A 12,015-nucleotide genomic window follows, 5' to 3' on the forward strand; every position below is an offset into this window, starting at 1 on the left:
AAACTCATTGACTTCTTTCCTCCACACGAATGCGCAAACTACTTCACGAACTCAGGATATGCTTCAACCTAAAATCATTTCGCTCTAGAGCCTCATGCCGAAAAGTGGACACCACTTTTCGGCATGAGGCGTTAGAAATAATTAGAGCGGAATGATTTCTACTGGAATCATTCCGCTCAAGCCGCCATTGAGGCGGCGGCCAAGGTGGCGCAAGCCACCGCCCGGTGAGGGGCTAAACAAAAATCTGGATCATTATGTTTCTACCAGAAATCATAATGATCTAGAGCCATTCGGCGGCTCAACTTAGCCGACGAATGCTCTAGGTCAAAGTCCATTCAGCCGCGCGAAATAAAGGCGTTCAGCGGCACATAAAGGCCCAGACGGTTCCAGGATGCCGCCTGCATCAGGGTGCGCAGCCAGTTGACATAGGCCTGCGCCATGGCGAACGACAGCTGGTAATAGGCCATGACCATGCGTGAAATGGCGTCATTGACCTCATAGCCGACGACAATCTCGCCTTCGTCGGCGGGCATCTCAGCGACTGGTTGAAAGCGGATCGGCGGCGTTTCGACCGGCGCGACAAACCCATCCAGAGCATGGGCGATATAGGCGTTAAGGCCCGCCCCGTCATAGACGTGCGCCGCCGCTTCATCCTGCACATGCCGACCAGCGTCGTGGGCGTAATAGCTGAGGATGGCCTGACACACCGCCACATCATAGCAATACTGACGCCGCCCCTGATAGGTCAGGACCGAATGCGCAGCGCCGCGTTCTTCGTTCATATCGGACAGGCGGGCCTTGATCGCCCGGATGCGCGGTTTGTCGCTGCCCCAGTCACGGCTGATCGTGCCGATATGGGCGTTTTGCACGCCACACAGACGCGCCAGCCCGCGCTGTGTCAGGTACAGTGCCCCATCGCTCAGACGGCCCATGCCGACGCCCGTCACTTCGGCATATTGTACGATATAGAGGTTGGAAACCGGCGCTTTCGTCCGCTTCCGCTTGCCCGCTGACATGGTGTTTTCCCCAATCCGTTATCTGACTGTGCAACGGCGTCAGGGGTTTCGCAAGTGCGAAATCAGCTAAACACGATCGTCTTGCCGCCGTTGATTATGACACGGCGTTCGGCGTGCCAGGTCACGGCGCGCGCCAGTACGCGGGCCTCGATATCCTGACCGATGGCTACCAGTTGCTCCGGCGTCAGGCCGTGGTGCACGCGCTGCACGTCCTGTTCGATGATCGGTCCCTCATCGAGATCAGACGTCACATAATGCGCCGTCGCCCCGATGATCTTCACCCCGCGCTGATGCGCCTGATGATAGGGCTTGGCGCCCTTGAACGATGGTAGGAAGGAGTGGTGAATATTGATGCAGCGGCCTTCCAGTCGGCGCGAAAAGTCATCCGACAGAATCTGCATGTAACGCGCCAGTACGACCAGATCGGCCTGATGCGTCTCAATCAGGCTGAGGAACTGCGCCTCTTGCTCGGCCTTGGTGTCCTTGGTGATCGGCAGGTGCACATAGGGCAGGCCGTTCCATTCGACAAACGAACGCATATCTTCGTGGTTCGACACCACGGCCGCGATTTCCACCGGCAACAGGCCCGACCGCCAGCGGTGCAGCAGTTCGTACAGGCAGTGACCAAACTTCGACACGGCGATAACGACGCGCGGACGAACGCTCAGATTATGGATGTCCCATTCCATGCTGAACCGGTGAGCAATCGGCTTGAACCCTTCGCGCAGGATCGACATGGGCGGCATCCGCGCACCGGCCTGTTTGAAGACCACGCGCACATAGAACATGTCGCCCTGACTGTCGTTGAACTGGTTCGACTCGACGATGGAAATGTCATTGTCGTTCAGATAGCCGGAGACCGCCGCGACGATACCGCGCGTGTCCGGGCATTTGATGATCAGAACGTAATGGGACGGGTCGAAAAAGGTCGTATCGGGCATGTTAGCGGGCGGGTTTCCAGAAGGAAGACAGTTCAGGATAAGCCCTTGTCAGGCTTTGCTTAATTTCATATGAAGCCGCACCGTACGAAACCATCCTGTCCTCAGCTTCTTTGCCAAATATAAGTTTTGGCTCTGCGTCCGAATTGTCAAAGATAAAAGCCCTGTCAACAGCCTTAAAGAACCAGGACAACTGATCGAAAGACCGGACGCGTCGCTCTCTGATCTTGTCTTCGGGCACATCATGACCGCCCCTCTTGACCCTTAGCCTTACACGTTCGATGTTCAGGTCAACAGAGCGCAAATAGACAAAAATGAGATTAATTTCAAATCCTTTAGATTTAGCCTGAGTGACAAGCTTCTGATATTTCGGACTCGAAAGAACGGTTTCAACGCCCACTGTTTGATAGGCGTCCACAGAAGCATAAAGCCAAGTCTCGATACGTTTGACGGCCTGTAAATTGGCGTCTGTTAGCACGCACCCCTCATGTTCGTGGATACGTTTCGCTAAAAGATCAGGGTTTATGATCCATACTGAATCTTTGGGCGACTCTACAGCCAACATTCCATAGGCTGAACTTTTGCCCGAGCCGTTTGGCCCAGCAATAATCCACAGAACGGGTTTGTTTAACCTTGGTGCTGTCGGCTTATTTTCCAGAGCGCGTTCCAAACATTTTTAGATTTTCGTCCCGCGCCTTTTCAACGCTCTTACGGAACGCATACAGCAAATCCTGCCCTAAATTGGGGCTGTTATTGCTAACGGTATACACGCGGCTTTTTTCACCCTGATCGGTGGTAATTGTTTTAACGCCTACCGTCTTGGGTCGGGCTTGCGACTTCTTGCGCTTAGCGATTTCAATGTTAGGCATGGCAATACGTCTCTTCGGATAGTTGTAATATAGCCGCTTTTACAAGTCCTGCAATTCCAACCACAAAAAAACGCGGGGCTTTCGCCCCGCGCTCGCTCAGTTCTGAAAGTTGATTACAAGGTTCGCTTGATCTCTTCGACCGTGAAGCATTCGATGAAGTCGCCCTTCTTGATGTCTTGGAACGGACCGAAGGACATACCGCATTCCTGACCGACCACGACCGAGTTGACCTCGTCCTTGAAGCGCTTGAGCGTAGTGAGCACGCCCATTTCCTGAATGACGACGTCGTCGCGCAGGATACGCACGCGCGCCCCCTTTTCGACGCGGCCTTCGGTGACGCGACAGCCCGCGACCTTACCAACCTTGGTGATGTCGAACACTTCGAGTACTTCCGCGTTGCCGAGGAAGGTTTCGCGCTGGATCGGAGCCAGCATGCCCGACAGCACGCCCTTGATATCGTCGATCAGGTCGTAAATGATCGCATAGTAGCGGATTTCGACGCCTTCGCGTTCGGCCAGATCACGCGCCTGCTTGGAGGCACGGACGTTGAAGCCGATGATGGGCGAGTTGGACCCCTTGGCCAGTTGCACGTCGGACTCGGTGATACCGCCGGCACCCGAATGGATGATCCGCGCACGGACCTCTTCGTTGCCGACCTTTTCCAGCGAGCCGATAATGGCTTCGGCCGACCCCTGCACGTCCGCCTTGACGATCAGCTGAAGCTCCTTGACCTTATTGTCCTTGAGCTTCGACATCATGTCCGACAGCGACACGCCCACCGGAGCCACCATCTTTTCACGCTTCACGCGCTGACGGTATTCGGTGATTTCACGGGCACGGGCATCGTTTTCGACCACGGCGAAGGCTTCGCCCGGATCGGGGGCCTGATCGAGGCCGAGGATTTCCACCGGCTGCGACGGACCCGCTTCGGGCAGTTGCGCATTGCGTTCGTCGATGAGCGCACGCACGCGGCCCCAGGCACCCCCGGCCACGATGATGTCACCGCGCTTCAGCGTACCGCGCTTGACCAGAACCGTGGCCACAGGACCGCGACCCTTGTCGAGCTTGGCCTCAATCACCACGCCTTCGGCGGTACGGTCCGGATTGGCCCGCAGGTCCAGCACTTCGGCCTGAAGCAGGATGGCTTCGACCAGATTGTCGAGACCCAGGCCGGTCTTGGCCGACACTTCGACGATCTGGGTTTCGCCGCCCAGCGCTTCGACGACGACTTCGTATTGCAGAAGTTCGTTGATGATGCGCTGCGGATTGGCTTCGCGCTTGTCCATCTTGTTGACGGCGACGATGATCGGCGTCTTGGCCGCACGGGCGTGGTTGATGGCTTCGATGGTCTGCGGCATGACGCCGTCATCGGCGGCCACAACCAGCACCACGATGTCCGTCACATTGGCCCCGCGCGCACGCATGGCCGAGAAGGCGGCGTGGCCCGGCGTGTCGAGGAAGGTGATACGCTCACCCGACGGCACCTTGATCTGATAGGCACCGATATGCTGGGTGATGCCGCCGGCTTCGCCCGCCGCCACATCTTCCTTACGCAGCGCATCGAGCAGCGAGGTCTTGCCGTGGTCAACGTGACCCATGACGGCCACGACCGGCGGACGCACGATGGTGTCATCGTCATGGTCGGCGGCGTCGATAAAGCCTTCGAGAACGTCAGCTTCGGAGACGCGCTTCACATTGTGACCAAATTCCGTGGCCACCAGTTCGGCGGTATCGGAGTCGATCACGTCATTGATCTTGAGCATCATCCCTTGCTTCATCAGCATCTTGATGATGTCCACGGCGCGCACGGCCATACGGTTCGACAGTTCCTGAACCGTGATAACGTCCGGGATGACCACGTCACGCGACACACGCGCCTGTTCGGTGGTGACGCCCTTGCGCTTTTCACGTTCACGCTCACGGGCCCGGCGAACCGAGGCCAGCGAACGCATGCGGTCGGCGGCACCTTCGTCGTCACCCACAACGGCTTGCAGGGTCAGGCGGCCTTCGCGACGCTTGGGCTCACCACGGGTCTGCGAGACGGCCTTGGTCGGCGCACCGGCCTTGCCGCCGCGACGGCCACGATCATCGTCGTCCCCGGTACGCGCACGCACATCACCGGGCTTGCCAACTGGCGAACCGCGCGAGGAACGGATACGATCGACTTCCGACACAGCCGGAGCGTTCGGAGCCACACCGGCCGGACCACGCGGCGGACGCGGCGAATTGGCCGAATAGCGGACGGTTTCACCGGCCGGACGCGGACCGCGGTCGCCCTGCGGACGGTTCGGATCTCTGGGGCCACGGTCGCCCTGCGGACGATTGCCGTCACGGTTAAACGGCGGGCGATCCCCTTGCGGACGGTCGCCACGCGGCGTGCGTTCGCCGTAGTTGGGACGGTCGCCCTGCGGACGGTTGCCATCACGGTTAAACGGCGGACGATCCCCTTGCGGGCGGTCACCGCGATTACCGTCTCTGGGACGATCACCATATTGCCCCTGAGGCCGGTCACCTTGCGGGCGGTCTCCACGGGGGCGATCACCGTATTGACCTTGCGGACGGTCGCCCTGTGGACGGTTGCCATCGCGGTTAAATGGCGGGCGATCCCCCTGAGGCCGGTCACCTTGCGGGCGATCCGAGCGGGGACGGTCGCCATATTGCCCTTGCGGACGGTCGCCTTGCGGACGATCCGAACGGGGCGCGCGATCATCGCGGAAGCCATCACGGCGGTCTTCACGCGGCGCACGCTGGGCCGGACGCGACAGAGCCTCTTCGATGGGGCTGCGACGCGGGACTTCGGCCTGAACCGCAGCAGGCGCTTGTGGGGCGGGTTCGGACGGCGCGGGTGCAGGGGCAGGCGCTTCGGACTTCGGTGCCGCTTCGGCAGCCGCCGCACGGCGGGCCGCCTCTTCGCGGGCGCGTTGCTCGGCCTGACGGCGCGCTTCGGCTTCGCGGCGTTCCTGATCGACGCGTGCCTGTTCCAGCACGCGGGCCCGGCGTTCCAGCTCATCCTGACGCAGGCCGCCGGCATTGCCACCCGATGCGGGACGCGGCGCAGACTGTGCACCCTGCGGGGCGGCCGGACGCGGACGCGCCAGATTTTCACCGCCGGCGCGCGGCGCGCCACCGGTGCCCTGAGCCCCACCCGAAGGCGCGCCTTGCGCAGGCGTGCCGATGCGGCGCTTGGTTTCCACCACCACCGTCTTGGAGCGCCCATGGCTGAAGCTCTGCTTCACGGTGCCGGTGGACACATTGCCACCGACGCGCGGCTTCAGGCTCAGCGGAGCGCGGGTATTATCGCCTTTGGGGGCTTCGGGTTTATCGTCTTTCGGATCGCTCATTCAGCTCGCAACATACACATGATGAAGCCGGCATTCCGGCTTCGTTTCGGACAATCGTTATTCGGTTTAAGCGATGGGGCCGTCAAAAACGCCACATACAGTCTCGGCACATCGCTCTGGCCACGATCAGACCGTGAAAAGATCACGCCCTGATAGTCGCTTTTCAGTTTGAGTTAAAGGGCCTTTCGCGCCATTGGGCAGGAAACAACGCCTCAAACCCGCCGAGGCGTTCCGCTTCACGCGAAAACGCCGCAGCCCGCCGCCCTTCAATCAGGGCCGCATGGATTACATTTTCGAGCCCCAGGGCGAGGCTCAGTTCATCATTGGAAAACAGGCCACACAGTCCAACGGACGGTGTCTGGCCATTACTGAGGTTCAGAAGTTTACTGCGGCCGTCTTCGGCGCCGTCAGAGGCTTCGATCAGCCACGCGGCACGGCCAGCCGCATGAGGCGCGGTTTTGCCTAATTTAAGCGCTGTGGCGACTTTTTCAAACCCCGTGACCAGATTTCCTTCGCGCCGCGCCAGCCCAAGCTGATCCAGCAGGCGTTTGCGGATCAGGGCGGGCACAAGGCTATCAAGGCCTTCCGGGGTTTTGACCGCCCGTTTGGCGGCGCGCGAAAACAGATTCTTTTTGATGGCCAGAGCCAGACTGTCGGCATCGGCCTTCAGCCACAGCCCGCGTCCGGGCAGGGTTTCCTTGAGATCAGGCACCACAAAGCCGTCCGGCCCGACCACAAAGCGGATCAGGCCGTCACGGGGAACCGACTGGTGCGAAGCGACGTCCCTGCGGTTGGACACGCGCACGGAAACGGTCTGAGACGGGGTATCCCCCGCCTCAGCCAGATCGTCATTCAGATCGATAAGGGTCTCATTGTTCAGGGATGGCGTCATTCGCGCCCTCCTCTTCATAAGACACTTCGGACTCTTCGTAAGCCTCTTCCGGCTCCGGCGCTTCGATCCAGCCCGCAGCGATACGGGCATTGAGGATCAGGGCCTCGGCATCGGCGACCGACAGGGAGAAGCTTTCCAGAGCGCCCGGCACGCGGACTTTTTCAGCCCCGCGCTGCTCAAAGCCGCCACGCACTTCATCGGTAGCCAGATCGGCCAGATCTTCGACCGTCTTCACACCGGCTTCGCCCAGAGCGACCGCCATGGCCAGGGTGATGCCCGGCACGTTCAGGACCTCGTCCTCAACGCCCAGTTCAACGCGCTTGGCGTTCTGCTCGGCCTCGAAACGCTCCAGATAGTCACGGGCGCGCGCCTGAAGCTCGGCAGCGGTGTCTTCGTCGAAGCCTTCGATGGCAGCGATTTCCATCTGATCGACATAGGCGAGGTCTTCGACGGTCGAGAAGCCTTCAGTGACCAGAAGCTGAGCGATGACCTCATCGGCGTCCAGCGCTTCCTGGAACAGGGCGGTACGCTCGGCAAATTCCTTCTGACGACGCTCAGAGTCCTGCGACTCGGTGATGATATCGACCTGCCAGCCCGTCAGTTGCGAAGCCAGACGCACGTTCTGACCGCGACGGCCGATGGCGAGCGACAATTGCTCATCCGGCACCACGACCTCAACGCGATCTTCCTCTTCGTCCAGAACGACCTTCGACACTTCGGCGGGGGCCAGAGCGTTGACGATGAAGGTGGCTTCGTCCGGCGACCACTGGATGATGTCGATCTTTTCGCCTTGCAGTTCACCGACCACGGCCTGCACGCGCGACCCACGCATACCCACGCAGGCCCCGACCGGATCAATCGAGTTGTCGTTGGACAGCACGGCCATCTTGGCGCGCGAACCCGGATCACGGGCGACCGACTTGATTTCGATTACGCCATCATAGACTTCCGGCACTTCCTGCGCGAACAGCTTGGCCATGAAGCCACCGTGGGCGCGCGACAGCATGATCTGCGGGCCCTTGGTTTCGCGGCGCACGTCATAGATATAGGCACGGATGCGGTCATTGACCTGAAACGCCTCGCGCGGGATCGACTGATCGCGGCGCATGATGCCTTCGCCACGGCCCAGATCGACGATGACATTGCCGTATTCGACGCGCTTGACCGTGCCGTTGACGATTTCGCCGACGCGGTCCTTGAACTCATCATACTGACGCTCGCGCTCGGCTTCGCGCACCTTGTGCGTGACGACCTGACGCGCCATCTGCGACTGGACGCGGCCCAGTTCGAACGGCGGCAGGACTTCTTCGTAGGTCTTGCCGACGAAAGCGTCCTTGTCTTCGCGCAAGGCCTCAGTCAGGCCGCGTTGCGCGTATTCGTTCTCAAGCTCCTCGTCCGGCACCACCGTCACATAACGGGTGATGGTCATTTCGCCGGTACGCGGATCGACGCGGACACGAATGTCGTGGTCGGCGCCGTAACGCGAACGGGCAGCCTTTTGCACCGCTTCTTCGATCGAGGCGAGCACGACCGACTTGTCGATCTGCTTTTCGCGCGCGACGGCGTCGGCGATTTGCAGCAGTTCCTGACGGTTGGCGCTGATTCCGGTAAAGCTCATGTCACTGTTCCCAGTTTAATTTTTTGTCAGTTTGTCGTCGTCGTCATCGCCGAAATCGTCATCGGCGTCGTCGAAATCTTCGTCCTCAAATTCAGCGTCGGCATCGTCGCCGAAATCGAGGTCTTCGTCCTCTTCCTCATCATCCTCGCCCTGCTCGCGGCGAAGGGCGGCCTTTTCGGCCCCGATCTTGAGCAGCTCGTCATTGAGCACCAGCTTGGCGTCGATGATCCAGTCGAACGGGATCATCGCTGTGTCTTCCTCACCTTCGAGGTCGATAGCGACGTATTCGCCCTCTTCGGTGCCATTCAGGATGCCGCGGAAGCGTTTGCGCCCTTCGGCCAAGCGGTCCAGCTCCAGACGCGCCTCAAGACCCGAATAGGTATCGAAATCCTTCAGGCGGGTCAGCGGACGGTCAATGCCCGGCGACGACACTTCGAGGATATATTCGCCGGTGATCGGATCAGACTCTTCCAGCCAGGCCGACAGGGCGCGCGACAGACGGGCGCACTGATTGACGGTGATGTCGCCGTCGGTCTTACGCTCAGCCATGATCTGCAAACGGCGCGCACCGCCCGGCTTGTTGGAGCCCATCAGGCGCACACGCACAATGTCGAGCCCCAGCGCTTCGGCTATGGGGTCAAAGGCTTCGATCAGCTTGCGGTCTTCGGTGGTCTTGGCGCGCAAAAATAGGTCCTCAGATGGTTCGTCCGCAACGTTTCAGGCAACAAAAAAGCGGCTGGCCTTCTTGAGGGCCGCCGCCGGGGCCGCAAGGCCGTTCGGACGATGTTGAGGTGCTTATAGACCCTCGCCGTGAGTTTGCCAAGCCCAATAAACAGGCGCTCGCCACCCCTACTTCGTATGGATCAGTGGATAGAGGTCAAAATAGTCCGCAGGCACATGCAGGGCCGCCGTGTGGCCCGTATAGAACATCATCAGCAGCCAGGTGGCATAGCCGCCAATGCCGGCCGTTACGACCAGAAGCCCCCATGACACCGGCCGCAGTGTCTTCTTGAAAATGTCGAACAGGATGCAGCCCATGTGCACAAACAGGGCAAAGATCGCCAATCCGTAATAGGGGATAAGTGCGTACATCCAGCCGGTTTGCATCAGGCCCGCGACGATGACGTAGATATCACTGTCCACGGCCAGCAACTGACGCACATAGAAGATAAAGGCGACGTGGGTGAGGACGAAAAAGGCGATATAGGTGCCTGACGCCGCCTGAAGCTGATGCACGAAATCCTTCTTCTTCGCCCAGATTTCCCGCGCCAGCGCCCAACCGGTCAGTATCTGCACCAGAAAGGCCAGCAGCACGACCATCTCGACCACCGGGTGGCGATAGACCATGCGTGCCACGGCCATAAAGGCGATGTGGGTATCGAGCCCCTGTAAACCGACAAAATGGTTGGCCATGTGCAGGCACAGAAAGGCGAAGACAAACCCCGCCGAAACCTTATGCAGGCTTTCCATGGACGACCCCGTTACCCCAAATATTAACCATAGTTAATACAGAGCAAAACGACACGCATGGCTACAGGTTTGCGTCGAACCGGGGTGAAATGCGGTCTTTTCGCGTCAATTTCGCGCGTGACGATAAAAGTCGAGGAAAACCGGCGCGCAATCGCCCAGCTTCTTCTCTTCATAACGCGTCGTGATGTGATCTGCGGGCGGCGTGTTCCATTCCGTTTGCGACTGGGCAGGCCAGTCAAAGGCGGCGTGCGCCGTGGCGCGTTCCAGCGTCCAGTCGGCATAGTCGGCCCAGTCGGTAGCAAAGCGCAGACGCGCCCCGTCCTTCATCACACGTGCCAGAGCATCCAGCGTTTCAGTCTGGATAAAGCGGCGCTTGTGGTGGCGGGCCTTGGGCCACGGATCGGGGAAGAGGATGAACACCTTATCGATCGAGGCCGCGTTCAGGCGGTCGATCACCGGGCGCGCATCGCCGGGCATGAGGCGCACATTGTTCAGACCGCGCTCATCGACATGGCGCAGCAGGGACCCGACACCATTGAGAAAGGGCTCGAAACCGAGGATCAGGGCCTGCGGGTTTCGTTCCGCCTGCGCCGCCAGATGCTCGCCGCCACCGAAGCCGATCTCCAGCCACAGTTCGCTATAGCCGCCAAGGTTGCCGGCAGTGAGTTGCGCGATCAGAGCGTCATTGACCTCGATGGTCGGCAGAAGCGTGTCGAACAGATCGGCCTGACGCGGCTTGAGCGTGCGCGACTTGATGCGCCCGAACGAGCGCATGGGGCCCCACGACGGCGAAATGGCGGGCGGTGTTTCGTCTGACATAGAGCGCCTTTTGCAAAAGCACCTCCCCTGTAGTCAGAGGAGGTGCCGGGAAAGCCGCTCTCTTAAAACTCGCGCTTGAGCGCGTCAACCAGATCGGTGCGCTCCCATGAGAAGCCCCCATCGGCTTCCGGCGTGCGGCCGAAGTGGCCATAGGCCGCCGTGCGCTCATAGATCGGCTTGTTGAGGCCCAGATGCAGACGGATGCCGCGCGGCGTCAGACCGCCGATCAGTTCCGGCAGCAGGGCTTCGAGCTTCGCTTCGTCCACCTGACCCGTGCCATGGGTATTGACGTAGAAGCTCAGGGGGCGCGACACGCCAATGGCATAAGAGACCTGAAGCGTACAGCGCTTGGCGAGGCCCGCCGCTACCACGTTCTTGGCCAGATAGCGCAGGGCATAGGCCGCCGAGCGGTCCACCTTGGTCGGGTCTTTACCGGAGAAGGCACCGCCGCCGTGCGGAGCCGCGCCGCCATAGGTATCGACGATGATCTTGCGGCCGGTCAGGCCCGCGTCGCCATCGGGGCCGCCAATGACGAAGTTGCCGGTCGGATTGACCAGCCATTCGGTATCCGCCGTCACCATACCCTGCGGCAGGACTTCGAGGGCGTAGGGCTTGACGATGGCTTCGACGTCCTTGGGCGTCAGGCCCTCCTTATGCTGATGCGAAACCAGCACCTTGAGGATGCGTGACGGCACGCCGTTTTCGTACTGCACCGTGACCTGCGACTTGGCATCAGGTTCCAGTCGATGATCGCCGCCGTGACGCGCCTCGGCCAGACGACGCAGGATGTTATGTGACCATTGCAGCGGGGCCGAGGTCAGCTCAGCGGTTTCGTCCGAGGCATAGCCAAACATGATGCCCTGATCGCCGGCGCCCTCGTCCTTGTTCTCTCCGGAATCGACGCCCATGGCGATGTCCGCCGACTGGGCGTGCAGGTGGCAAGCATAGTGGGCCGTGGCCCAGTGGAAGCCCTTTTGCGCATAACCGATATCTTTGATGGCGGCGCGCACCTTGTCTTCCAAACCGGCGATGATTTCGCGCATCTTGTCGTC

The 12,015-nt window shown here is 60.3% G+C and carries 11 protein-coding genes; all 11 read right to left on the minus strand.

Annotated elements, in window-relative coordinates; all coding sequences use genetic code 11:
• Window positions 1-335: 335 nt before the first annotated feature.
• Window positions 336-1,016 carry a hypothetical protein gene (locus Q0072_RS00885; RefSeq protein ID WP_298324386.1) on the minus strand — a complete coding sequence of 227 codons (681 nt, stop codon included), beginning with the start codon at window positions 1,014-1,016 and terminating at the stop codon, window positions 336-338.
• Between the two features lie 62 nt (window positions 1,017-1,078).
• Window positions 1,079-1,957, minus strand: a complete 879-nt coding sequence (gene purU, locus Q0072_RS00890; protein WP_298324389.1) for a formyltetrahydrofolate deformylase — start codon at window positions 1,955-1,957, stop codon at window positions 1,079-1,081.
• Window position 1,958: 1 nt separating this feature from the next.
• Window positions 1,959-2,624: a zeta toxin family protein gene (locus Q0072_RS00895; protein WP_298324392.1), complete on the minus strand. Its 666-nt coding sequence runs from the start codon at window positions 2,622-2,624 to the stop codon at window positions 1,959-1,961.
• Complete coding sequence (locus tag Q0072_RS00900) at window positions 2,602-2,823, minus strand: hypothetical protein (RefSeq protein ID WP_298324395.1); 222 nt, start codon at window positions 2,821-2,823, stop codon at window positions 2,602-2,604. The genes Q0072_RS00895 and Q0072_RS00900 overlap by 23 nt, the downstream gene beginning before the upstream one ends.
• Window positions 2,824-2,936: 113 nt before the next feature.
• Window positions 2,937-6,164 (minus strand): translation initiation factor IF-2, encoded by a 3,228-nt coding sequence (gene infB / locus Q0072_RS00905; protein WP_298324398.1) that lies wholly within the window; start codon window positions 6,162-6,164, stop codon window positions 2,937-2,939.
• 163 nt (window positions 6,165-6,327) lie between these two features.
• Window positions 6,328-7,056, minus strand: coding sequence for an RNA-binding protein (locus tag Q0072_RS00910; protein WP_298324401.1), 729 nt, complete (start codon window positions 7,054-7,056; stop codon window positions 6,328-6,330).
• Window positions 7,034-8,674: a transcription termination factor NusA gene (nusA, locus tag Q0072_RS00915; RefSeq protein WP_298324404.1), complete on the minus strand. Its 1,641-nt coding sequence runs from the start codon at window positions 8,672-8,674 to the stop codon at window positions 7,034-7,036. The genes Q0072_RS00910 and nusA overlap by 23 nt, the downstream gene beginning before the upstream one ends.
• A 15-nt stretch (window positions 8,675-8,689) precedes the next feature.
• Window positions 8,690-9,358, minus strand: a complete 669-nt coding sequence (rimP, locus tag Q0072_RS00920) for a ribosome maturation factor RimP (protein ID WP_298324407.1) — start codon at window positions 9,356-9,358, stop codon at window positions 8,690-8,692.
• 165 nt (window positions 9,359-9,523) lie between these two features.
• Window positions 9,524-10,144 carry a hypothetical protein gene (locus Q0072_RS00925; RefSeq protein ID WP_298324409.1) on the minus strand — a complete coding sequence of 207 codons (621 nt, stop codon included), beginning with the start codon at window positions 10,142-10,144 and terminating at the stop codon, window positions 9,524-9,526.
• 105 nt (window positions 10,145-10,249) lie between these two features.
• Window positions 10,250-10,963 (minus strand): tRNA (guanosine(46)-N7)-methyltransferase TrmB, encoded by a 714-nt coding sequence (gene trmB / locus Q0072_RS00930; RefSeq protein WP_298324412.1) that lies wholly within the window; start codon window positions 10,961-10,963, stop codon window positions 10,250-10,252.
• A gap of 62 nt (window positions 10,964-11,025) precedes the next feature.
• On the minus strand, window positions 11,026-12,015 hold a 990-nt coding region (gene metK / locus Q0072_RS00935), incomplete at its 5' end, for a methionine adenosyltransferase (RefSeq protein ID WP_298324415.1).

The sequence above is a fragment of the Asticcacaulis sp. genome, assembly GCF_027484505.1.
Lineage (GTDB): Bacteria > Pseudomonadota > Alphaproteobacteria > Caulobacterales > Caulobacteraceae > Asticcacaulis.